At 65.2% G+C, this 21,736-nt stretch carries 20 protein-coding genes; 13 read left to right on the top strand and 7 right to left on the bottom strand.

Annotation, left to right across the window (positions count from 1 at the left end; all coding sequences use genetic code 11):
* Positions 1 to 60 precede the first annotated feature (60 nt).
* A complete protein-coding gene (locus tag WS66_RS32725) occupies positions 61 to 699 on the bottom strand; it encodes a TetR/AcrR family transcriptional regulator (protein ID WP_059600679.1) in 639 nt (212 codons plus the stop codon).
* A gap of 264 nt (positions 700 to 963) precedes the next feature.
* Between WS66_RS32725 and WS66_RS32720 the strand changes: the two genes are divergently transcribed.
* Entirely contained in the window at positions 964 to 2,151 is a 1,188-nt protein-coding gene (locus tag WS66_RS32720) for a beta-propeller fold lactonase family protein (RefSeq protein WP_059600677.1), read from the top strand.
* 169 nt (positions 2,152 to 2,320) lie between these two features.
* Here WS66_RS32720 and WS66_RS32715 read toward each other — a convergent pair whose 3' ends face one another.
* A complete protein-coding gene (locus WS66_RS32715; RefSeq protein ID WP_059600675.1) occupies positions 2,321 to 3,079 on the bottom strand; it encodes a hypothetical protein in 759 nt (252 codons plus the stop codon).
* A gap of 144 nt (positions 3,080 to 3,223) precedes the next feature.
* Positions 3,224 to 3,358 carry a hypothetical protein gene (locus WS66_RS34710; RefSeq protein WP_108064798.1) on the bottom strand — a complete coding sequence of 45 codons (135 nt, stop codon included), beginning with the start codon at positions 3,356 to 3,358 and terminating at the stop codon, positions 3,224 to 3,226.
* A 391-nt stretch (positions 3,359 to 3,749) separates the two neighbouring features.
* Between WS66_RS34710 and WS66_RS32705 the strand changes: the two genes are divergently transcribed.
* From WS66_RS32705 to WS66_RS32685, 5 genes are all read left to right on the top strand, one after another.
* Positions 3,750 to 4,136, top strand: a complete 387-nt coding sequence (locus WS66_RS32705; RefSeq protein ID WP_059600673.1) for a hypothetical protein — start codon at positions 3,750 to 3,752, stop codon at positions 4,134 to 4,136.
* Between the two features lie 102 nt (positions 4,137 to 4,238).
* Positions 4,239 to 5,051, top strand: a complete 813-nt coding sequence (locus WS66_RS32700; RefSeq protein WP_059600671.1) for an alpha/beta fold hydrolase — start codon at positions 4,239 to 4,241, stop codon at positions 5,049 to 5,051.
* Positions 5,052 to 5,236: 185 nt separating this feature from the next.
* Positions 5,237 to 6,406: a class C beta-lactamase gene (ampC, locus tag WS66_RS32695; protein WP_059600669.1), complete on the top strand. Its 1,170-nt coding sequence runs from the start codon at positions 5,237 to 5,239 to the stop codon at positions 6,404 to 6,406.
* A 607-nt stretch (positions 6,407 to 7,013) separates the two neighbouring features.
* Complete coding sequence (locus WS66_RS32690; RefSeq protein ID WP_059600841.1) at positions 7,014 to 7,268, top strand: hypothetical protein; 255 nt, start codon at positions 7,014 to 7,016, stop codon at positions 7,266 to 7,268.
* Positions 7,269 to 7,412: 144 nt separating this feature from the next.
* Positions 7,413 to 8,585 (top strand): 4-hydroxybenzoate 3-monooxygenase, encoded by a 1,173-nt coding sequence (locus WS66_RS32685; RefSeq protein WP_059600667.1) that lies wholly within the window; start codon positions 7,413 to 7,415, stop codon positions 8,583 to 8,585.
* 78 nt (positions 8,586 to 8,663) lie between these two features.
* Here WS66_RS32685 and WS66_RS32680 read toward each other — a convergent pair whose 3' ends face one another.
* Positions 8,664 to 9,563, bottom strand: a complete 900-nt coding sequence (locus WS66_RS32680) for a helix-turn-helix domain-containing protein (protein ID WP_059600665.1) — start codon at positions 9,561 to 9,563, stop codon at positions 8,664 to 8,666.
* Positions 9,564 to 9,746: 183 nt separating this feature from the next.
* On the opposite strand from WS66_RS32680, the gene WS66_RS32675 reads away from it, so the two are divergent.
* The 4 genes from WS66_RS32675 to WS66_RS32660 all read left to right on the top strand — a co-directional run bounded on the left by WS66_RS32675 (position 9,747) and on the right by WS66_RS32660 (position 14,401).
* Positions 9,747 to 10,583: an SDR family NAD(P)-dependent oxidoreductase gene (locus WS66_RS32675; RefSeq protein WP_059600662.1), complete on the top strand. Its 837-nt coding sequence runs from the start codon at positions 9,747 to 9,749 to the stop codon at positions 10,581 to 10,583.
* A gap of 85 nt (positions 10,584 to 10,668) precedes the next feature.
* Positions 10,669 to 12,450, top strand: a complete 1,782-nt coding sequence (locus WS66_RS32670; protein WP_236873027.1) for an FAD-dependent oxidoreductase — start codon at positions 10,669 to 10,671, stop codon at positions 12,448 to 12,450.
* A gap of 14 nt (positions 12,451 to 12,464) precedes the next feature.
* Complete coding sequence (locus WS66_RS32665) at positions 12,465 to 12,806, top strand: NIPSNAP family protein (protein ID WP_059600837.1); 342 nt, start codon at positions 12,465 to 12,467, stop codon at positions 12,804 to 12,806.
* 221 nt (positions 12,807 to 13,027) lie between these two features.
* Complete coding sequence (locus WS66_RS32660; RefSeq protein WP_059600660.1) at positions 13,028 to 14,401, top strand: MFS transporter; 1,374 nt, start codon at positions 13,028 to 13,030, stop codon at positions 14,399 to 14,401.
* Positions 14,402 to 14,549: 148 nt separating this feature from the next.
* Here the strand turns inward: WS66_RS32660 and WS66_RS32655 are convergent, their stop codons facing one another.
* On the bottom strand, positions 14,550 to 15,491 hold the full coding sequence (locus WS66_RS32655; RefSeq protein WP_059525958.1) for a dihydrodipicolinate synthase family protein: 942 nt from the start codon (positions 15,489 to 15,491) through the stop codon (positions 14,550 to 14,552).
* A 595-nt stretch (positions 15,492 to 16,086) separates the two neighbouring features.
* Between WS66_RS32655 and abaF the strand changes: the two genes are divergently transcribed.
* Positions 16,087 to 17,466, top strand: coding sequence for a fosfomycin efflux MFS transporter AbaF (gene abaF / locus WS66_RS32650; RefSeq protein ID WP_059600658.1), 1,380 nt, complete (start codon positions 16,087 to 16,089; stop codon positions 17,464 to 17,466).
* 288 nt (positions 17,467 to 17,754) lie between these two features.
* Here abaF and WS66_RS32645 read toward each other — a convergent pair whose 3' ends face one another.
* The gene (locus WS66_RS32645) at positions 17,755 to 18,678 is read right to left on the bottom strand and encodes a recombination-associated protein RdgC (RefSeq protein ID WP_059600656.1); all 924 of its coding nucleotides are present in this window, start codon (positions 18,676 to 18,678) and stop codon (positions 17,755 to 17,757) included.
* Between the two features lie 233 nt (positions 18,679 to 18,911).
* Between WS66_RS32645 and WS66_RS32640 the strand changes: the two genes are divergently transcribed.
* Positions 18,912 to 19,853, top strand: coding sequence for a DMT family transporter (locus tag WS66_RS32640; protein WP_159086617.1), 942 nt, complete (start codon positions 18,912 to 18,914; stop codon positions 19,851 to 19,853).
* A gap of 251 nt (positions 19,854 to 20,104) precedes the next feature.
* On the top strand, positions 20,105 to 20,785 hold the full coding sequence (locus tag WS66_RS32635; RefSeq protein ID WP_059600652.1) for a GntR family transcriptional regulator: 681 nt from the start codon (positions 20,105 to 20,107) through the stop codon (positions 20,783 to 20,785).
* Between the two features lie 122 nt (positions 20,786 to 20,907).
* Here WS66_RS32635 and WS66_RS32630 read toward each other — a convergent pair whose 3' ends face one another.
* Positions 20,908 to 21,102 (bottom strand): hypothetical protein, encoded by a 195-nt coding sequence (locus WS66_RS32630; RefSeq protein ID WP_059600650.1) that lies wholly within the window; start codon positions 21,100 to 21,102, stop codon positions 20,908 to 20,910.
* Between the last annotated feature and the right edge of the window lie 634 nt (positions 21,103 to 21,736).

Raw genomic sequence — 21,736 nt, 5'->3', positions numbered from 1 at the left:
GGTACGTGGCCGGTATCGGATGGCATCGGCCGGGTTGCGCGACATCGCGCGCGCTGCCGTTCAGCGCGCCGCCTTCATCCTGGCCGCGGCCGGCTTGCCGGCCGGCTCGCGCCGGAACGTCCACAGGATGCGCATCTGCGCGCGCATTGCCTGCTCGTCAGCCGGAATCAGGGAGTACGCCAGCGCGATGCGGCTGATCAGCGCGATGACGTTGTCAAGTGCGGGCACCTGCGCGCCATGCAGGGCAGCGTATTCGCGGTACGGCTGTTCCAGCACGCGTTGCCACATCGGCGCGACGTTCTCGACGATGTAGCCGAACACTTCCGTCGAGACGCTCGTGGCGAGATAGTTGTGGTGAAAGCCGCCGTGATGACGATCGCGGTAGCGCACCGCGAAGCACACGCTTTCCTCGCAATAGGCCTCGAAGTCGTGCTCGAAGCCGGTGAGCGCGCGCTGCATCTCGTCGAAGAAAGCGGCATTCTCGACGCCGATCACGCCCTGGATCAGTTCCTTCTTCGTGCCGAAATAGCGGTACAGCGTGCGTCGAGAAATGTTCGCGCGACGTGCGACGTCGTCGATCGACAGACGGTCGATCCCGTGCTCGATCATCGCGTCGAGCGTCGCACGCAGGATTGCATTTCGCCCGTCGTTGACACTGTCCATCCTGCTGGCGTCGCCCCAGCGCAGTTGCCGATCCATCCTTTTCCTCGATGCCGTGCGTTGCGCGGCGTGTGCCGGTGTGCCGACCGGATGCGTCGGTTCGGAATTCTCGCATACTTTGTCACAAATTAATTGGTCTGTGACATAGCGTTGGGCGCATCAACCCGCCCGGCGTATTCTTGAGCGGCGGGCGCGAGACGCCGGATTCGCGCGCTTTCGTGCATCATGCGGTTGCATCGGCCCGTCGAGCAGCAGGGCCGTGCGAATCATTGCGTCCGCAACCGATCCGGAGAACCGACCGCCATGCATTCGAATCTCTTTCGCCTTCGTCGCACCCGCCTGCTCGCCGCGCTGACGCTCGTCACCACTGCCGTCGCCGCGCCCGCGGCCGACTGGATCGTGTCCGGCAACGACGGCAAGTACCAGCGCGTCGAAGGGCGCGACACCTATCTCGCGTCGCCGCCCGCCGACACGCTGACGCTGCTCGACGCGAGCGTATTTCCGCCGAAGGTCGCGCTGCAGGTCGATGTCGAGAACGGCATCCAGGGGCCGCCGCAGGCCGTCGCGATTGCGCCGGGCGCAAAGCTCGCGCTGGTCGGCGCGCCGACGCGCTACGACATGAACGCGAAGCAGCTCGTGTACGACACGTTCCTGCAGGTCGTGGACCTCGATGCGTCGCCGCCGGCGATCACGCGTATCGAACTCGGCACGCACCCGCAGGGGATCGTGATCGACCGGTCGGGCCGGCTCGCGCTGGTGGCGAACGTCGACGGCAGCGTGTCGATCCTGCGGATCGACGGGACGCAGGTGACGCTCGACGGCAACCTGAAGATCGGCAAGAAGCGGCTCGCGGGGATCAGCTTCACGCACGATGGCAAGCATGCGCTCGTGTCGCTGCGCGACGAGCAGGGCGTCGCGGTGCTGAACGTCGACGACGGCAAGGTGACCGACAGCGGCACACGACTGAGCACGGGCGTCGCGCCCTATACGATCGACGTGTCGAGCGACAATCGCTGGGCCGTCGTGAGCAACGTCGGCCTCGCGGGGCTGCCGGGCTACACGGGCACGCTCGCGGGCGATGCGGATTCGGTCGCGTTGATCGACGTGTCGCGCACGCCGTTCCGCACGGTCCAGTACCTGACGGTGCCGTCGCTGCCGGAGGGCGTCGCGATCGCGCCGAACGGGAAGTGGATCGCCGTGCAGGCGATGGACGGCTCGAACCTGACGGCCGACAACCCGGGCCGCCGCAAACTCGGCAAGGTGGTGCTGTTCGAGATCCGCGACGGTCGTGCGGTGCAGATGAGTGAAGTGCCGGGCGGCGAAGCCGCGCAGGGCATCGTGTTTACCGCCGATAGCCGGCACGTGATCGTGCAGTTCAACGTCGAGCGCCAGCTCGCGGTGTATGCGGTCGAAGGCGGCAAGCTGCGCGATACGGGCAAGCGCATTGCGCTGTCGGGCGGGCCGTCGTCGTTGAGGACGTTGCCGCGGTGATGTGTTGAAGCGTTGACGGGCTGGTCGATGCGCGCATCGAGCCGGGCCGGGATGCGGGGCTGCGCACGCAGCCCGACGCTGCGGCGCTGGCGACGGTCAGCCGCCTTCCGCAAGCCGGACGGCTCGCGCCGCTACGCGTCGCGCAGCGCCAGCCGTTCGCGCACGCGGGTCATTGACCGAGCAACGCCGGCAGGTTGCCTTCATGAAGATGAACGCCCACGTGGACGGTCTTGAACCACGAACACGCATACAGCTTGCCTCCGCACATCCGCCATTTCCTGCAGAAAGACAGATCCTCCGACAGCGAGCGGCCGTCGGGTTCCCTCAGGAATTCGAAATGCTCGTACATGGTGGTCGAATTCGGCGACAGGTTTTGATAGCTCGGCGGGAACTGGACCTTCGTCTCGGGAAAAGCTTGCGCCATCTTCTCGAACACGCCGCGCGCGATCATCATCAGACCGGCGCCGCCCGAGTGGATTTCGGAAACCGAATCGAGCTGGATCCGGGGCGCTGCGCCGTCCACCGCATACACGGTCTGGCTGTAATCGGAGCTGAACAAGGCGAGCCGTTCGGGCGGTGCCGACGGATCCGAGCGCGCGGCCTCGGCGATCGCCGGCCAGTTGATGCTCTTGGACGGATACAGCCCGAGCATCACGTCGTGCTGCTGTTCGAACATCCGGATCACGTCGCTGCCGCGAAAGCCGATGTCCGCATCGATGAACATCATGTGCGACAGGCCGCTATGCAGGAAACGCTCGACCGCGACATTTCGTTGCTGATGCAACAATGCGGTGCCGCTCACGTAGAAGTATTCGAACGCGAGGCCGGCACTCAGGCACGCACGCTGAAGCTCCAGCAACCCGTTCACGTAGGGCAGATAGCACATGCCACCGTAAGCGGGCGTGGCGACGAAAATGCCTTGTTTCATGGTCGGATGGCGGTCGTGGGTGATTGCCGTGTTCGCACTGCGCGAGGATGACGATTCCGACCAGCATCTTACGCTGCGTCACGGCCCGCCGGTCGGCATTTTTCAGCGCAGCGGCAAATCGCGTCGCTGCACGCGCCGTCGCCGTTACGGACGAAACAGGTCGAATCCGCCGAATACGACCACGCCGCTAAGCGCAATCATCGCGACCGAATGCTGGCCGAAATAGAGAATCGCGGCAGCGAGCCACGTGGTCAGGCAGAAGGCGCCGATGCGGGCCATCGTGAGTTCCTCGAAATGCGTGATGAAGGGCGTGCGTGCCGGAGTCGGCGCGTCGTCATGTCGATGCGGGCGCGGGGCTCGCGCATCGACGGCGCCGGAGGGCATCGCGTATCGGGCCCGACCGGGCGGGCGCTAACGCGGGGGTAGCCCGCGAGACCTTGCCGGAAGCAGCCGGTGTGCTGCGGCAGCAGGCCAGCGGGCGATTTTACCAGCGTCGACGGTCGGCTAATCTGGCCCCTTCGCGACAATCGACCGTACGCGCTTGGCAACCGCCGCTTCAAGGTACTTCGGAGGTCGGAGCTAAAGTTTTATCTGACGAATACCGTAAACCAGTTGCAAGGTATTCCCTGTTCAACCAACCCGAGTTGCACACTCATTACGGACCGACACGATGCAGATCGATCTTTCTTCCGCCGCTCAGACTTCGCTTGCCACCGGTCAGGCGACTGCCAACCCGTCCGGCACCGGTGCCGCGCCGGCAGGCGGCGCGGGGCAGACGCAGGGCGCGTCGGGATCCTCGGCCGAGGATCCGGCAGTCAAGCAGCTCAAGCAACTCATCGAGCGTTTGCAGAAACAGCTCGCGCAAGTGCAGCAGCAAATGGCGGCCGCCGCTCAGCGCGCGAAGAACGATCCGGCCGCGGCGATCGAGCAGCAGACGCTGAGCGCGGAAGCCAGCACGATCTCCGCCGCGCTGTCGACGGCGATCGCGCAGCTCGCGCAGGCGATCCAGAAGTCGGGCGGCTCGACTTCCGGCGGGCTGGTGTCGACGCAGGCCTGACGGCACGGCGCCGCATCGTCCCGCCGCGCGCGCACGCGTCGCGGCACGCTACCCCGCGCATTACAATCCGAAGCTCGTCTCCCTCGAAAGGACGGCAGAACGATGAATGCGGAATTCACCGACGACGATCTCGTCCGCTTCGACGCGCAAGGCGGCACGCCGCTGCCGGCGGCCGACACCGAAGGATGGCTGGACCACGACGGCGTGCACATCTGGCACGCGTCGTTCGGCCATGGCGCGCCGGTCGTGCTGCTGCACGGCGGCCTCGGTCACGGCGGCAACTGGGGTAACCAGGTGCCGGCATTGCTCGCGGCCGGCTACCGCGCGATCGTGATCGACAGCCGCGGCCACGGCCGCAGCACGCGCGACGATCGCCCTTATTCCTACGAACGCATGGCCTCCGACGTGCTCGCGGTGCTCGATGCGCTGCGCATCGGGCGCGCACGCTTCGTCGGCTGGAGCGACGGCGCGTGCGTGTCGCTCGTGTTGGCTGCCCGCGCGCCGGAGCGTGCGGCGGGCGTGTTCTTCTTTGCGTGCAACATGGATCCGGGCGGCGCGAAGGAGATGGTGCCGGGCCCGCTGATCGACCGCTGCTTCGCGCGGCACCGCAAGGACTACGTGCGGCTGTCCGCGACGCCGGGCGAGTTCGATGCGTTCGTCGCGGCCGTCAGCGAAATGATGCGCACGCAACCGGATTACAGCGCGGCCGACCTCGCGGCGATCGCCGTGCCGGTCGCGATCGTGCAGGGCGAGCACGACGAATTCATCCGCCCCGACCATGCAGCGTATCTCGCACACACGATTCCGGGTGCGACGCTGACGATCCTGCCGGACGTGAGCCACTTCGCACCGCTGCAGCGGCCGGCGCGCTTCAACGCCGCGATGCTGGCATTTCTCGACCGGTTGCCGGATTGACGTCCGCATGGCCGGTTCACGCGCCGCATAAGATTTTCTTTAGGCTCGCGCAAAATTTCATCGATTGTTGGCGAGCAGCCGGCGGGCGATAGTCCTGCTCGACAGGCCGGCTGCCCACGGTCCTCGCGCGGCGAGGCCGGACTTGTTGTTCACGCAACCATCATAAAATCGAAGGAACCGCAATCATGCGATTCAACGCGATCCGCATCGCCGCGACCCTGTTCGTCGCCGCGTGCGCCGCTGCCATGGCTGGCCGCGCGGCCGCTGCCACGCAGGACGAAATTCACGATACCGTGACCCGCCACGTCGCGCCGCTGATGAAGCAGTTTGCCATTCCCGGCATGGCGATCGGCGTCGTCGTCGACGGCAAGCCTTATGTGTTCGACTACGGCGTGATGTCGACGCAAACCGGCAAGCCGGTGACCGGCGAGACGCTGTTCGAGATCGGCTCCGTCAGCAAGACGCTGACCGCGACGCTTGCGGCGAACGCACAGGAAGGCGGCGAGCTGTCGCTCTCGGACCCGGCCGGCAAGTACCTCCCCGCGCTGCAGGGCAAGCCGTTCGGCGTCGTCACGCTGCTCAATCTCGGCACGCATACGCCCGGCGGAATGCCGCTGCAGGTGCCGGACAGCATCCGCGACGACGCGGACCTGATGCGTTATCTCGACGCGTGGCGGCCTGCATACGCGCCGGGCACGCGTCGCACGTACTCGAACGTCGCGATCGGGATGCTCGGTTTTCTCACCGCGAAGGCGATGCATGAAGACTTCACAGTGCTGATGGAACAGCGGCTGTTCCCCGCGCTCGGGATGACGCATACCTACATCGACGTGCCCGCCGCACGCCAGGCCGATTATGCGCAGGGTTATACGCAGGACGGCAAGCCGATCCGGATGACCGGCGGCATGCTGTGGCAGCCTGCGTACGGCGTCAGGACGACGGCGGCCGACCTGCTGCGCTTCGTGCAGGCGAACATGGGGCTCGTCGAAACGTCGCCGCGGCTGCAGCGCGCGCTCGAACGCACGCATACCGGCTATTTCCGTACGGGCCCGTTCACGCAGGACCTGATCTGGGAACAGTATCCGTATCCGGTCGCGTTGCCGACGCTGCTCGCGGGGAATGCCCCGCCGATGCTCCACAACGCGACACCCGCGAGCGAACTCGAGCCGCCGCTCGCGCCGCGCGCGGACACGTGGATCAACAAGACGGGGTCGACCAACGGCTTCAGCGCCTATGTCGCGTTCGTTCCCGCGAAGCGGATCGCGATCGTGATGCTCGCGAACCGCAGCTTCCCGATCGAGGATCGCGTGAAGACCGCGTACCGGATCGTCGAGTCGCTGCACGGCAAGCCGTAACCTGAGTCGCGTCGGCCTGCGTGGTCCGGCAACTGGACCGGACGAGTGCGCGAACCGCCGGTCGGCAAGGGCATGCGCGGCCGGCGCCGCTGAGTGGGTTCGGTCGCCGCACAGCGAGACGGGACCCGCGCTTCCTCTCACGCCCGTTCTTGCGACGATCGCCTTGATCGTGCTGCGCACGGTGCCAATCCGCTCGCCGTGCGTGCCGCTGCCGATGTCGGTCGTGATGGCCATTTCCGCGCGCGTGAGCGTGCCTTGGATATCCCCATTCCCAGGTTGCCACAGGCGCCGCATCGCGCGGATGCGGTGCGATCGATTCCAGCAGTCATCCTCAATATTGTGGATGCCGTCGCGAGGCGGAGCATCTACTATCGTCAACGAAGGATCGCAGTGCAGATGCAACCGACGCGGCACAACGGCGACGTTTCGAAGGCTGCGCGGCAATGATCCGATGATATGAACTAAATCGTTGCGCGGATCGGCGGTGTTCTGACACAGAGCGCGCGTACCGTGACGAGAAGCGAGTACGACGTGTTCCCCGAAAAGACCATGCGGTGACGCGGCGATGACGACAGGCCAGGGCAGTGTTGCGGGGGGTATCGATCAGATGCTCACGAGAGACTATGTGGAGCGCGAGCTCTCTCATATCGAGAGAATGGTCGCGCTGCTGGAAAGCGATGCCGATAGCGGCGATGCGGCGATGCCGTGTGCGATGCGTGTGAGTCGTCCGAGTTACTGGCGCGGGCGGATCGAAGCGCTGCTGGCGATCCCCGACATGCCGCGCCATGTGACAGAACTCGCCAATGGCCTGCTCGCGAAGATCGACGGGATGGAGTCGCGCCTGGCGACGGTGAAACCCTGACTGAGTGGGCGCACGCCACGGATGGCGCGAAGCGCATCCGGCCTTTATCTATTATCGAGATAGTCCATATTCCGGATATCGCGTTGCGGGATAGCGGGTGCCGCCGCCAAACTTGCGCAAAATCAATTCCACCCGGAGACATTCATGCGTACGCAAGTCGGCATCATCGGCGCGGGGCCCGCGGGCCTGCTGCTTTCCCATCTTCTTCATCTGCGCGGCATCGAGTCGGTCGTCCTGGAGTCGCGCAGCCGCGAACAGATCGAGTCCACCATTCGCGCCGGCGTGCTCGAACAGGGCACGATGGACGTGCTGACCGAAGCCGGTGTCGGCGACCGGATGAAAGCGGAAGGCGCGCTGCATCACGGCTTCGAACTCGCGTTCGAAGGCAAGCGCCGCCGCATCGATCTCACCGAACTGACCGGCAAGGCGATTACCGTCTACGCGCAGCACGAGGTGCTCAAGGATCTCGTGGCCGCGCGTGTCGCGGCCGGCGGTGCGCTGTACTTCAACGTATCCGGGACGACGATTTCCGGCATCGAGACCGATGCACCGTCGATCCGCTTCGTGCACGACGGTGTCGAACAGACGCTCGACTGCGATTTCGTGATCGGCTGCGACGGCTCGCAGGGCGTGTCGCGCACGATGATCCCAGCCGAATTGCGGCAGGACTACGAACGGGTCTTTCCGTTTGGCTGGTTCGGCATTCTCGTCGAAGCGCCGCCGTCGTCGGACGAACTGATCTATGCGCGCCACGAGCGCGGCTTCGCGCTCGTGAGCACGCGTTCGCCGAACGTGCAGCGCATGTATTTCCAGTGTGACCCGAAGGATTCGGTCGACAACTGGTCCGACGATCGTATCTGGGCGGAGATGCATGCGCGTGTCGATTCCGCCGACGGCCAGCGAGTCGTGGAAGGCCGGATCTTCCAGAAGAACATCGTCGGCATGCGCAGCTTCGTGTCGACGACGATGCAGCACGGCCGGCTGTTCCTCGCCGGCGATGCCGCGCATATCGTGCCGCCGACCGGCGCGAAGGGCCTTAATCTCGCGGTGTCCGACGTGCGCATCCTGACGTCCGCGTTGCAGGCGTTCTATGACGAAGACCGCACCGACCTGCTCGACGCATACAGCGAAACCGCGCTGCGCCGGATCTGGCGCGCCGAACACTTCTCGTACTGGATGACGCGCATGATGCATCGTCTCGACGACGCGACGCCGTTCGAGCAGCGTTTGCAGGTCGCGGAGCTCGAGCACGTGACGACGTCGCGCCCGGCGGCGATGGCGATGGCGGAAAACTACGTCGGCGCCGTCGCGGTCTGACGTGCCGCTAGCGGGTCGGCTGTTCCGGTCGCGACACCCCGGCGTCGCGACCGGCTCCACCGGCTGAATCGGGCCGGTTCAAGACTGGCCGGGCATCAGCTCGCGATGGGCCGATTCCCTGAATTCGCCCGGTGTCTGGCTGGTCTGCTTGCGGAAATAGCGGCTGAAGTACGCGCTGTCCGCAAAGCCCATCTCGTGCGCAATCTGCTTTACGCTCAGATTCGAATAAACCAGCTCGCGTTGAGCTTCCCGAATCAGATGCGCGTTGACGACCGCCGTCGTCGAAATCCCCAGCTCCTCGCGGCAGACGCGTGCAAGCTGCGCGGCCGTCACGCCGAGCCGCTCCGCATAGAATTCCACCGGTCGATGCTCGCGAAAATGCGCGTCGATCAGCTCGCGAAAACGTCGCAGCAGCGTCCCGCGCCGGTCGATGCCGGCATGCGACGGCGCTGCCGCGAGATCGCTCAAGCGCGCGACATGCACGACCAGCGCGACGAGCAGCGCCATCCCGGCCGCGCCGCGGCCGCGTGACGTGCTGCGGAATTCCTGTTCGAGCAACGCGAACAGCGGCATCAGCATCGACACGCTCGCGTCCGGCCCCTTGACCGGAATCATCGCCGCACGTTGCAGGGTCGACAGCGCGCCCGGCGCGACCGTCTTGACCAGCTTTTCCAGCGCGTGCTGCACGACCGTGACCACGAGGCCGTCGATTTGCGGCGAGAACTCGAAAGCATGGACCGTCTGCGCGGGCAGCAGCACGAGGCACGGCGGCGCGAACGTGTGCTTCCCGCTCTCGATCACGACATGCCCGTGCCCGCCGCGGATGTACAAAATCTGCAATAGCGCATCGTGGCGGTGCGCGGCGATATGCCAGTCGTTCGGCCGGCTGCGCTCCGGTATCCATTCGAAGTTGAACGCGTCGTACCAAGGCGGACGAGCCGATTCGCCATACAGATCGTAGTTAGGGATTCTCCTCATGCCGCGCGGCCTCCTGTGTACAAATTGTCCTGTTGCTTGCGGCGTTTGTCCAGTTTTCGCGCGATGCGCGCTTCTATACTTTTCTCATCGACGTAGCGCTTGCAACTGACGCATCGCGCGACGTTCCGGCAGCGTATGCCGGATCGATCCGGACATTTCAAGCCTATTTAAAGAGGAAACCTAATGATATCGCAAGCAGACACCCGACAGGCGGACTGGCTTCGTCTCGACGGGCAGGTGTGTGTCGTGACGGGGGCGGCGGGCGGCATCGGTACATCGATTGTCGAAGCGCTCGTGGCAGCCGGTTCGCGGGTCGCGTTGCTCGACCGTGACGCGGACAGGACGATCGCCGTCGCGGAGCGGTTGCGGACGGCAGGCGGCGATGTCGTCGCGATCGGATGTGACATTGGCGACGCGGCGAGCGTGAGCCAGGCCGCGGAACGCGTCGAGCGCGATTTCGGTCCCGTCGACGTACTCGTGAACAACGCCGGCCTGTTGCGTGCCGGCGGCATCGAGACGATCAGCCTGGACGCATGGAACGCGATGCTGCAGGTCAATCTCACCGGCTACATGCTCTGCTCGCAGGCGTTCGGCCGCGCGATGCTGGCACGCGGCTCGGGCTCGATGGTGCATGTCGCGTCCATCGCGGCGCGCTACCCGCAGACGCATAGCGGTGCATACAGCGCGAGCAAGGCAGCGGTCGCGATGCTCGCACGGCAGCTGGCGGCGGAGTGGGGGCCGCGCGGCATCCGCAGCAATACGGTGTGCCCGGGGATGATCCGCACGCCGTTGTCCGAATCGTTCTATCAGAGCGGCGACATCGAGGCGCGACGCAGCGCGATGACCGCGAGCCGGCGCATCGGCCGCCCCGACGACATCGCGAACGTCGTCGCCTTTCTCGCGAGCCCGCGCGCCGCGTATGTGAACGGGGCGGAACTGGTGGTCGACGGTGGACTCGACGCGATGCTGATGGATCTCGTTCCGCGGCCTGGCTATGAGGCCGGTGCCGGCGCAAGGTAGTTCAACGACATTGCCGCGCGTGATGCAGACACGCCGCGTTCAGCGGCGTGGCGGCGCGGCTGTTCCATCCATGGAGGAAGACATGATGAACGATCGGCATCGTTCGAAGCACGTCACGTGCGATCTGCTCGTGATCGGATCGGGAGCGGGTGGCCTGTCCACCGCGATTACCGCGCGCAAGGCCGGCCTCGACGTGATCGTCGTCGAGAAGGACGCGTGCTTCGGCGGCACGACCGCGTTTTCCGGCGGCGTGCTGTGGATCCCCGGCAATCGCCACGCGAGTGCAAACGACGTGCGCGATACGCGCGAGGCGGCACGCACGTATTTGCGCGGCGAAACGGGCGCGTTCCGTGACGACGCGGCAATCGAGGCCTTTCTCGAGCACGGCCCGCGCATGCTCGAATTCTTCGAGCGCGAAACGGACGTGAAATTCGTCCCGACGCTGTATCCCGACTATCACCCGGACCAGCCAGGCGGAGTCGACATCGGCCGCTCGGTCGTCGCCGCGCCGTACGACGCGCGGCGGCTCGGGCAGGATCTCGAGCGCCTGCGTCCGCCGTTGAAGACGATCACGTTTATCGGGATGATGTTCAATTCGTCGAATGCGGACCTGAAGCATTTCTTCAACGCAACGCGCTCGCTCAAGTCCGCGTGGTACGTGACGAAGCGGCTCGCCGCGCATCTGAAGGATCTCGCGCTGTACCGGCGCGGCGTGCAGATCACGAGCGGCAACGCGCTCGCTGCACGACTCGCGAAGTCGGCGCTGGACCTCGGGATCCCGATCCTGACGAACACGCCCGCACGTGAACTGGTGACCGACGGAGGCCGCATCGCCGGCGCGACGGTCGGGGCGGATGGCGAGACGTATCGCATTACCGCGCGCCGTGCGGTCGTGCTGGCGAGCGGCGGCTTCTCGCACGACGTCGCGCGAATCGCGCGTGCGTATCCACACGTTGCGCGCGGCGGCGAGCATGTATCGCCCGTACCGGCCGGCAACACCGGCGACGGCGCGAAGCTGGCCGAGCAGGCCGGCGGCCGCGTGGAGATTCGCTATCCGCAACCGGCCGCATGGATGCCCGTTTCGCGCGTGCCGCTCGGCGATGGCCGTTTCGGGGTGTTTCCGCATCTGCTCGATCGCTACAAGCCGGGTGTCATCGGCGTGACCCGTCGCGGCACGCGTTTCGCGAACGAATCGAATTCCTACCACGACGTCGGTGCGGCGATGATCGCTGCATGTCGCGACGAGACAGAGACGGCGATGTGGCTCGTGTGCGATCGCGCGACGATCCGCAAATATGGGCTCGGCTTTGCGAAGCCCGCACCGGTCCCGCTCGGGCCGTTGCTGCGCAACGGCTATCTCGTGCAGGGCCGTACGTTGGCGGAACTCGCGCAGCGGGCCGGTATCGATGCGGCGAATCTGGAGGAAACCGTGCGGCGCTACAACCGCGACGCCGCGCGTGGCGAGGATCCCGAATTCGGCCGCGGCACGACGTCGTTCAACCGCTATCTCGGCGACGCGAACCATCGTCCGAATCCGTGCGTGGCGCCCCTCGGCGACGGGCCGTATTACGCACTGAAGGTCGTGATGGGCGATCTCGGCACCTTCGACGGAATCCGCACCAACGCGGTCGGGCAGGTGCTGGCCGCCGACGACCGGCCGATCGCCGGCCTGTACGCGGTCGGCAACGATCGCGCCAGCATCATGGGCGGAAACTACCCGGGTGCAGGGATCACGCTCGGTCCGATCATGACGTTCGGCTACCTGAGCGCGCGCCATATCGCGGGGCTCGTCGACCTGACCGGCCTCACCGAACCGACACCGGGCGCTGCCGTGGCGCATCCCGCCGACGCGCGCGCGACCGCGTGAACCCGGAGCACACCATGACTACCGCGAAAGCATTCATCGACCATCGCATCTATACGATCCGCCCGCGCGGCATGGCGGAATTCATCGAGATCTTCGACCGACTCGCGATGCCGATCCAGGTGAAGTATCTCGGTCCACCCGTCGGCTTCTACATGAGCGACATCGGCGCTTTGAACCAGGTTGTCCACCTGTGGGGCTACGACAGCATCGCCGATTACGACGCGCGGCGCACCGCGCGCGATGCCGATCCGGACTGGCCCGCGTACCTGCAGGCGTCCGGCCATCTGATCGTCGCGCAGGAGAGCCGCATCATCCGCCGGGTCGAGTTCCCGAGCCTCGCGTACCTCACGCGCTGAGCCCATGACGACGACACCCGATACGACACGGACGCCATTCGCGTGGAGAGGGTGGCAATCGTGACGAGCTGCGCGGACGGCACTGGCGCCGGGGATTCGGCGCCTGGCAGACCTGCGCACGTCACCCGGACGCCGGGCCTACAACGAAACATGAACATGGAGATGTCCGCGTGCGTGCGGCGCATCAGCGCCGTCGTGCACCGGATCGAAGGAGACACACGATGAAAACCCAACCGCGTACGCTCGACGTGCAGTCGTTCATCGACGCCGAGCGCTTTTCCCCCTGCCAGTGGCTGATCCTGATCCTGTGCTTTCTGGTCGTGGCCGCCGACGGCTACGACACGGCCGCGATCGGCTTTATCGCGCCGGCGCTGACCCACGACTGGGGCATCGCGCGCAGCGCGCTCGGCCCGGTGATGAGCGCGGCGCTCGCCGGGCTCGGCATCGGCGCACTCGCCGCCGGCCCCTGCGCGGACCGGCTCGGCCGCAAGACCGTGCTCGTGCTGTCGGTTGCGTGCTTCGGCGCGTGGAGCATCGTGTCCGCGCACGCTCAGTCGATCGAGGCGCTGACCGCCTTTCGCTTCCTGACCGGGCTCGGCCTCGGCGCGGCGATGCCGAACGCCGTCACGCTGATGGCGGAATATGCGCCGGCCCGGATCCGCGGCGTGGCCGTCAACGCGATGTTCTGCGGCTTCTCGTGCGGGCTCGCGGTGGGCGGCATCACGTCGGCATGGCTGATTCCGCACTTCGGCTGGCAAAGCGTGCTGACCGCGGGCGGCATCGGGCCGATCGCGCTGGCGGTCGCGCTCGTGATGTTGTTGCCCGAGTCGGCGCAGTATCTCGCGGCACGACCCGGCACGCATGCGCGCATCGCGCGCATCCTCGCACGGATCGCACCGAACGAGCGCTTCGACGACCGTGCGTTCGTGGCCGCCGGCGCGCGCCCGCAGGCCGGCGGGGCGTCCGCGCTCGCGCAGGTGCTGTCCGCGCAGTTTCGTTCGCGCACGCTGATGCTGTGGGCGGCCTACTTCATGGGGCTGCTGATCTATTACCTGCTGACCAACTGGATGCCGACGCTGCTTCGCGATGCGGGCTTCAGCGCCGAAGGCGGCGCGCTGATGACGTCGCTGTTCCCGCTGGGCGGCGTGCTCGGCAACCTCGGTGTCGGGTGGCTGATGGATCGCTTCAATCCGAACCGGACGATCGTGATTGCGTATGTCGTCGCAGCGCTGCTGGTGCTCGTGGCGAGCCGCACGATCGGGCATGCCGCGTGGCTCGGCACGCTGATCTTCCTGTGCGGCACCGTGGTGACGAGCGCCGTGACGTCGATGTCGGCCTATGCGGCGAGCCTGTATCCGACGCGTTGCCGCGCGACGGGCGTGGCCTGGATGCTCGGCATCGGACGGATCGGCGGCGTGGCCGGCGCGTTCGCCGGCGCGATGCTGATGGGGTTCGGCTGGCGCTTCGGCGATGTGTTCAGCCTGCTTGCGGTACCGGCGCTCGTCGCGGCCGGTGCGTTGCACGCGATCGGCCGCTGCCGCACGGAACTCACGGAACAGGAGCGCGCGAGCGGCGCGGCCGTGCAGCAACACTGATGCGGCGGATGCCTGCCGAGCGTGTGCGGGCGTGCTGCTTCAGGGCGGGGCGTAGACAAGAAAAAAGCCACGGGGTGATCCGTGGCTTTCCCTTTCCATCGCGCAGCCGTGTCATGGCCGCGTATTGCACTGCATCGTGCGAGCGCGCTTACGCGATGCTCTTCGACCAGTTCGCGTACCAGTTGCGGAACAGCGTGTACTGCGCTTCCGCGTAGTTCCGTTGCGCGTCGCTCAGTGCATCGGTTTCGTTGAAGTGCAGCGTGTATTCCTTGTCGCCGTTCAACACCATCAGGTGCTTGTAGAACAGGACCAGGTCGCAGCCTTCGTCGAACGAGGACAGCACGGCCAGCGCCGCTTCCAGTTCCTTCGCACGTACGCGTGCCACCGCATCGCCTTGCGCGGCCTTCTTGCACAGGTCGACGAGTTGCAGCACTTCGCGCGGCAGCGCGTTGCCGATGCCGGTGATCGCGCCCGCGGCACCGCAGTTCACGAAGCCGTGGAACACTTGCGTGTCGACGCCGGCCATCAGCGTCACGCTGTCGTCCTGCGACGTGATGTTCTCGGCTGCGTAACGCATGTCGGCCGCACCGCCGAATTCCTTGAAGCCGATCAGGTTCGGGTGCTGGCGGCGCAGTTCGAAGAACAGGTCGGCACGGGTTGCGAAGCCGTAGTACGGGCTGTTGTAGATCACCGCCGGCAGGTTCGGCGCGGCGTTCAGGATTGCGGCGAAGTGAGCCTTCTGTGCGGCCGGCGATGCGCCGCGCGACAGCACGCGCGGGATCACCATCAGGCCGTGCGCGCCAACCTTCGCGGCATGCGCGGCGTGCGACACGGCTTCCTTCGAGTTCACCGCGCCGGTGCCGACGATCGTCGGGACGCCGGCTTCGACCAGGCGTGCGACGCCTTCCTGGCGCTGCGCTTCGGTCAGCAGCGGCCAGTCGCCCATCGAGCCGCAGTACACCACCGCGCGCATGCCGAGTGCCACCAGTTCCTTGCCCTTCTTTACCAGCGCGTCGAAATCCGGCTGACGGTCAGCGGTGCACGGCGTCATCAGGGCCGGAATGGTGCCGGTAAAAATGTTGTCGCTCATCTCGTTTCCTCACATTCAGATAGGGTCAACTGCCATTGATGGCACAACCTGGGCAGTACGCGCGCTCGCCGTCTCGTCGGTGCTTCACGTGATCCGGACGGCGGCTGGTCACCTCTTGCGTGCCTCGGTGCCGAAACGTTGCCTCCGGTTTCGCCCGAAAGTCAGCCATCGACGAATGCATTCTAGCCAGTTCGCATATTTTATACAATATAAAATAAAAAGGGCATGACATAGCCCCTGGTTTCGGGGCATCGGCGAGGGCGGCGAACCGCGCCACGGCGGCCTCCGGCGAGGATGGCGGGCGATCCCGGCGAAGGCGGCGCAATGCGCGTCCCGGCTCCACCACCTGATGCCTGCGAATGCCGACCAGCGTTGCGCAAGCCCGTTCCCGTCGCGCTTTCATCTGACCGAAATCCGTTCCTCCGCAGGCTCCCGGAACGGCCGGCGGCGGCTCGCCGACGTGTCGCATTTCCGCCGAAAGCATTTTTTGAGATTACTTGGATTGTGTATTGGATATTGTATAAAAGCTTTCGGCGCGCTTACTCGCGAACCGGCCCGTCAAGGGAAATGGAAGACAACGAGAGGAGATACGGAGATGACAAGTCAGGTCGGCGAGGCAGTCTCGCCTGGTGGTGCGACGGCCGTGCAGGACACGGCGTCGAAACGGGAATTGAAGCGGGTCGTCGCGGCGTCGATGGTCGGGTCGGTGGCGGAGTGGTACGAGTTCTTCCTGTATGGAACGGCCTCGGCGCTGGTGTTCGGCACGCACTTCTTCAAGAAGACGGGCAACCCGATCGACGGCTTGCTCGCGGCGTTCGCGCTGTATGCGGTGGGGTTCGCCGCGCGCCCGATCGGCGGGCTGGTGTTCGGCTACTACGGCGACAAGTTCGGCCGCAAGTATCTGCTGCAGGTCAGCCTGATCGTGGTCGGCATCACGACGTTCCTGATGGGCTGCCTGCCGACCTTCGATGCGATCGGCTACTGGGCGCCGGTGCTGCTGGTGTCGCTGCGCCTGGTCCAGGGCTTCGCGTTCGGCGGCGAGTGGGGCGGCGCGATCCTGCTGGTCAGCGAGCACAGCCCGGACAACCGCCGCGGCTACTGGGCCAGCTGGCCGCAAGCCGGCGTGCCGGCCGGCAACCTGGTCGCGACCATTATCCTGCTGGTGCTGTCGAGCTCGCTGTCCGAGGCCGACTTCCTTGCGTGGGGCTGGCGCGCGGCGTTCTGGTTCTCGGCGGTGGTCGTGCTGATCGGTTTCTGGATTCGCCGCAAGGTCGACGATGCGCCGATCTTCAAGGAAGCGCAGGCGCGCCGCGCGCAGAAGCAGGAAAGGCAGCTCGGCGTGGGCCACGTGCTGAAGTACCACTGGCGGCAGGTGCTGATCGGCATCGGCGCGCGTTTTGCCGAGAACATCCTGTACTACATGGTCGTCACGTTCTCGCTGACCTATCTGAAGCTGGTCGTCGGCTTCGATACCACGCGGATCCTGAAGCTGATGTTCGCCGCCAACGCGATCCACTTCTTCTTCATCCCGCTGATGGGGCTCATGTCGGACATCGTCGGCCGCAAGCTCGTATACCTGACCGGCGCGGTGCTGACCGCGGGCTGGGGCTTCGTCGCGTTCCCGATGATGGACACCGGCAACGACTGGATCATCATGGCCGCGATCGTGCTCGGCCTGTTCATCGAATCGATGACCTACTCGCCGTACTCGGCGCTGATGACCGAGATGTTCCCGACCAACGTGCGCTATACCGCGCTGTCGCTGTGTTACCAGGTCGCGCCGCTGATGGCCGGCTCGCTCGCGCCGTTGATCGGGCTGTCGTTGCTCGAGCGCTATCACTCGTCGACGCCGATCGCACTGTATCTGGTCGCGGCGGCGGCGATCTCGATCGTTTGCGTGGGCCTCGCGAAGGAAACGCGCGGCAAGTCGCTGCGCGACGTCGATGCCGAGGCGAGCCGGCGCACCCACGCGTGATGTATGCGACCGAAGCCCGGTCGAACGCACCGAAGCCACCCGCGAGGGTGGCTTTTTTCGGTTCAGCGCGGATTTCCCGGGGAGAGCGGGGAAGACGGTCGGTGGTCTTATACGAATTGCCTGGCGACCTTGACGATCGCGGCCGCGTTCAGGGATTGCACCGGTCTCCTACGGATCGCGAGCGCGCAGCCGCGACCCGCGCCAGAGCGGCGACGCTCCTGCTCGACATGTCGCGTCGGCGCGAAGCCACGCCGCCGCAGGGCGATGATCCTTGACAGCCGGCGAGACTCAGGCTGCTGCCGCCTGATGAATCGCGTCGTGCCGCTCACCACCCAGGATATCGACCAGATCGGTCAACATCCGCGCCAATTCACCCGTCATCAGCGTGACGTCCGAGTCGAAGCGTTCGTCGTCGTTCTGCGCGGTGGGATCCGTCGCTTCCTTGATCACGTCGAGCGGCGTGACGCGCTTGATCGTCAGCGACGGTGTCAGCACGAAGGAGATTCGGTCATCCCAGGTCATGGCGAGGCGCATGCATTGTTTGCCGGCCTCGATGTGCCGGCGCATGTCGTTCGCTTCCAGCGCGTGGCCGACGTATCGCACCGTGGCCCCGCCTTCGCCGCTCGAGCGCAACTCGGCGTCCTGGTCCACGGTGAACCCGCCCGGCGCGTCACCGGACAGCAGCCAATCCGTCATCGCGGCGACCGGCGAAAGCGCCACTTGAACGCCGGCGAGCGGCAATTGATCGATCGATTTGACGAGCAGGCCGCGGACGTCGTCGGCAAGAGCCTGTGCAGCCGCATCGATAACGAGCCAGCCGTTCACCGTATCGATCCACACGCGGGTATCGCGGCGAATGGTGAACGCGCGCGGCAGCAGTTCGTCCGTCACCTGCTCCTTGAGTTCGCGCAGCTGTTTTCGCCCGACCTTGAAGCCCTGCTGCTCCTCGACTTCAAGCGCCCGGGCCTTGGTCACCTGATTGACGACCGAGGCCGGGAGCAGTTTCTTTTCGGCACGAAACATCAGCAGCATCTGCCGGTTGATCGAATACACAAGCGCGCCGTCGTCACGCGGCGACGCCCATCCGAAGCGCTGCATCTCGACGCTGGTGCCCGGCTGAAACGCGTGGGGCGCCAGCCATTCTTCCATCTGATCGGGGGTAACGGCCCACGGTGCCGGAAGACGATGAAGCTGAAGATTCTTGAACCACATAGGCGTGCGGGCAAAGCGCATCATTCTATATGACGGTGAAGTTTACCGGCCATCAAGAGTCGCTGACGTTTTCCTGTGAGCGGCCGCACCGAGGGCCGCTTATTACCGGGTTGGCGTCATAAAACTTGTCGTTCCGGGGTAAGAACAAGGCTGTTTTCGGAAGGTCGACGGCGCTGCACCCGCTAACCTGATTACGTTGACTCCGGGAGCTGAGAATGCAGGCGCGGTCTCTGATGGGTGTGTTTGCTGCCGTTTTCGCGGCATTCTCCTGGTCGCTCAATTTTGTTGCGCCTTACGTGATCGGTCCATACTCCATTTACGACCTGGCTGTTACGCGATTTCTGCTTTCGGGAATATTGGGCGCTGTTCTGTTCATCGCCGTGAAGGATCGCGGGTCGCACGCGACCTTAGTCGACTGGCTGGTCGCGGCATGGCTAGGCCTCGTCGGGTATGTAGGCTATTTCGTGACGATCATGTCAGCCGTACGCTTCGCCGGGCCGATTGTCCCGCCAGCGATTGTCGCGACTGTACCCGTGGTGCTTGCCATCGTTGGGAATCAGGGCGCTCAGGCCACATCGTGGAGAGTTCTGAGTATCCCTCTGGGCTTCATCACGTTGGGCTTGATGATGGTCAACTCGTCCGGGCTGATGGAGGCGCTTGATGGCCTGTCGACTCGAGTCATCGCTGGCATCGCAATCTCGTTTGGCGCAGTATCGCTGTGGACCGCCTTCGCCCTATCCAATCGAAACGCGCTAAGAAAGCGCCCGGGGATGGACCCGAGGAAGTGGACGGCGATGATGATGATCGGTGGCGCGCTGGAGATTGCGCTCTTTATTCCAATCGCTGCACCGCTGTCGCTGCTGAATATCACCAGACTTGGCATCCAGTGGTCGTCATTCGGACTTGTTCTGGCGAGTTCACTTGTTCTGGCCGCAGTAGGGTCGATTGGTGGTTCGTGGGCGTGGACGATAGCATCGAAGAAGCTGCCAATCGGGCTTGCAGGTCAGCTTATCGTGACCGAGACGGTATTCGCGACGTCGTTCGGGCTCGTGGCAAGTCATCGGTGGCCTACGTTCGACGAGGCATTCGGCATCGGCGCCATCGTTTGCGGAGTCGTTATAGCGTTGAAAGTCTTGCATTCACCGGCAGCACAGTCGAACCGGATTTCCAGGTAAGTCGTGCTGGAGATGCGCAGCATTGTTGAGCGGCTGCTTCCGATCCGGAACCGGTCGCTCAAGGGCACATCGCGTGGGTGACCGCTTCGGGATGGCAAGCGACATACGCAGGCGGCCGAACGCAGGGCGCGACAGCATGAAGCTCCATGCGGCGGCGGCTCGACGGCGCGGGCCCTCTGCTAATATTGTAGAAAATATGCAATATCCGCCGCCGCGCCGACATCTGCCTGACCGCCTTCCCCAGTCCGAACATGAACGAGAAACGCCCTCCTCTTGTCTACGCCACGCGCGCCGAAGCCGCGGCGAACGAATTGCGCCGCCGTATACTGACAGGGGAGTATGTCGACGGCTATCAGCTTCGCCAGGATGCGCTGGCGACCGAGCTCGGCATCAGCCGGATTCCGCTGAGGGAAGCGCTCGTGCAGCTCGAGAGCGAGGGGCTCGTCAAGATCCTGCCCCACAAGGGGGCGATCGTCTCGGAGCTGTCCCCGGAAGACATCACCGAACTGTTCGAACTGCGCGCGCTGCTGGAACCCGTGCTGCTGAAGAAGTCGATTCCGAAGCTGACCGCCGAGGATTTCGCACGGCTCGATGCGATCCTCGAGGAATACAGCGAAGTGCTGCATGCGAGCCAGTCCGGGCGCTGGGGCGAACTGAACACCGAGCTGCATCAGGTGTTGCTGTCGCGCGCCGACCAGCCGAAGACGGCGGCGATCGTCGCGTCGCTGCTGCAGCAGACCGACCGCTACACGCGCGTGCAGTTGTCGCTGTCCGAGGCCGCGCGTGACGTGGCCGAATCCGAACACGCCGAGTTGGTCGCGTTGTGCCGCAAGGGCGATGCGCGCACGGCGGCATCGCTGCTCAAGCGGCATATCGAGCATGCGGGCGGCGAGCTGAACGCGTTCCTGCGGGATCGACGCCTCGGTCGTTGAGAGCGCGTCCGGCCAGGACGCTGCGAACACCGCGTTGCAGCAGATTCCGGTGCCGAGGCGTCGCATGCGAGGCGCGGCCCGTCCGGGCATCGCGGCAATCGGCCTGCATGCGTGTCGTTCGCCTATCCGCCGCCAATACCCTGCAGCACCTTGCCCGTTCCGCCGCACACCGTGCATGGCTGTCCTTCGACCATGCCCGTACCGCGGCACACGCCGCACAGGTCCTCGCCCACGCCCGGCGCATCGGGTGGCCCTTCGTCGCCCGGATTCAGCGGCGTGTCCTGATTCGGACCGGCCGACGTTCTGGTCGTCTGCATCGCACACCTCCATTCGCATTTCCGATGTCGCCGCAAGCACGCATCACGCGTGCCCGCGGCGTGTACACGCGCGCAGGCGCCGGCCCGCATGCCGGAAGCGCGCAACGACGGGCGCACCGGGCCCGATGACGCTATTCCCGCGTGACGGCGGGGAATAGCGTCATCGCATCATCATTACGACGGCGGCGCCCACGTCGAGCCGAATGGGTTTGACTGGTCCGATGCCGGAGGAAGTCGACGAACTCGACCACGTTGGCCGGACGCATATTGCGCGTTGCCTCGACGTTCACGACGACGCGGTTCGCGGTCGACGCTCAAACCGACAGGTTCACGTTGTGCAGCGTGAGGTTCACGGCCGATTGATCGTCCTGGCTTGGCGTCGTGCGGCTGCGGGCGCGTAGTAGTCAGTCATCCTATGACAAATGAAATAGAAGCGAAAGCCGGCGTCCGGTCTCGCGAAAGCGATTCAACATCGTGCCGATTCAAATGCAGACCTGTTTCCGGAAAACGTTTTGCAGGTCGTCCACCGAGTTGAGGTGACTTTTTCCCATCTCCCGCCGCAAGCCCGCTACAGAGCCCGTTATAGGGTATGCACCAATCGAGTTAAACGATTAACCGACGTACATTCGCTCCG

This window comes from Burkholderia sp. LA-2-3-30-S1-D2, from assembly GCF_001523915.2.
GTDB lineage: Bacteria > Pseudomonadota > Gammaproteobacteria > Burkholderiales > Burkholderiaceae > Burkholderia > Burkholderia diffusa.
Note: the sequence above shows the minus strand (reverse complement) of the source record. Positions and strands in the feature narration are given on the sequence as shown.

Coding starts and splice junctions, on each gene's coding strand:
- WS66_RS32725 (WP_059600679.1), bottom strand. CDS start 699: ATGGATCGGCAACTGCGCTGGGGCGACGCCAGCAGGATGGACAGTGTC.
- WS66_RS32720 (WP_059600677.1), top strand. CDS start 964: ATGCATTCGAATCTCTTTCGCCTTCGTCGCACCCGCCTGCTCGCCGCG.
- WS66_RS32715 (WP_059600675.1), bottom strand. CDS start 3,079: ATGAAACAAGGCATTTTCGTCGCCACGCCCGCTTACGGTGGCATGTGC.
- WS66_RS34710 (WP_108064798.1), bottom strand. CDS start 3,358: ATGGCCCGCATCGGCGCCTTCTGCCTGACCACGTGGCTCGCTGCCGCG.
- WS66_RS32705 (WP_059600673.1), top strand. CDS start 3,750: ATGCAGATCGATCTTTCTTCCGCCGCTCAGACTTCGCTTGCCACCGGT.
- WS66_RS32700 (WP_059600671.1), top strand. CDS start 4,239: ATGAATGCGGAATTCACCGACGACGATCTCGTCCGCTTCGACGCGCAA.
- ampC (WP_059600669.1), top strand. CDS start 5,237: ATGCGATTCAACGCGATCCGCATCGCCGCGACCCTGTTCGTCGCCGCG.
- WS66_RS32690 (WP_059600841.1), top strand. CDS start 7,014: ATGCTCACGAGAGACTATGTGGAGCGCGAGCTCTCTCATATCGAGAGA.
- WS66_RS32685 (WP_059600667.1), top strand. CDS start 7,413: ATGCGTACGCAAGTCGGCATCATCGGCGCGGGGCCCGCGGGCCTGCTG.
- WS66_RS32680 (WP_059600665.1), bottom strand. CDS start 9,563: ATGAGGAGAATCCCTAACTACGATCTGTATGGCGAATCGGCTCGTCCG.
- WS66_RS32675 (WP_059600662.1), top strand. CDS start 9,747: ATGATATCGCAAGCAGACACCCGACAGGCGGACTGGCTTCGTCTCGAC.
- WS66_RS32670 (WP_236873027.1), top strand. CDS start 10,669: ATGAACGATCGGCATCGTTCGAAGCACGTCACGTGCGATCTGCTCGTG.
- WS66_RS32665 (WP_059600837.1), top strand. CDS start 12,465: ATGACTACCGCGAAAGCATTCATCGACCATCGCATCTATACGATCCGC.
- WS66_RS32660 (WP_059600660.1), top strand. CDS start 13,028: ATGAAAACCCAACCGCGTACGCTCGACGTGCAGTCGTTCATCGACGCC.
- WS66_RS32655 (WP_059525958.1), bottom strand. CDS start 15,491: ATGAGCGACAACATTTTTACCGGCACCATTCCGGCCCTGATGACGCCG.
- abaF (WP_059600658.1), top strand. CDS start 16,087: ATGACAAGTCAGGTCGGCGAGGCAGTCTCGCCTGGTGGTGCGACGGCC.
- WS66_RS32645 (WP_059600656.1), bottom strand. CDS start 18,678: ATGTGGTTCAAGAATCTTCAGCTTCATCGTCTTCCGGCACCGTGGGCC.
- WS66_RS32640 (WP_159086617.1), top strand. CDS start 18,912: ATGGGTGTGTTTGCTGCCGTTTTCGCGGCATTCTCCTGGTCGCTCAAT.
- WS66_RS32635 (WP_059600652.1), top strand. CDS start 20,105: ATGAACGAGAAACGCCCTCCTCTTGTCTACGCCACGCGCGCCGAAGCC.
- WS66_RS32630 (WP_059600650.1), bottom strand. CDS start 21,102: ATGCAGACGACCAGAACGTCGGCCGGTCCGAATCAGGACACGCCGCTG.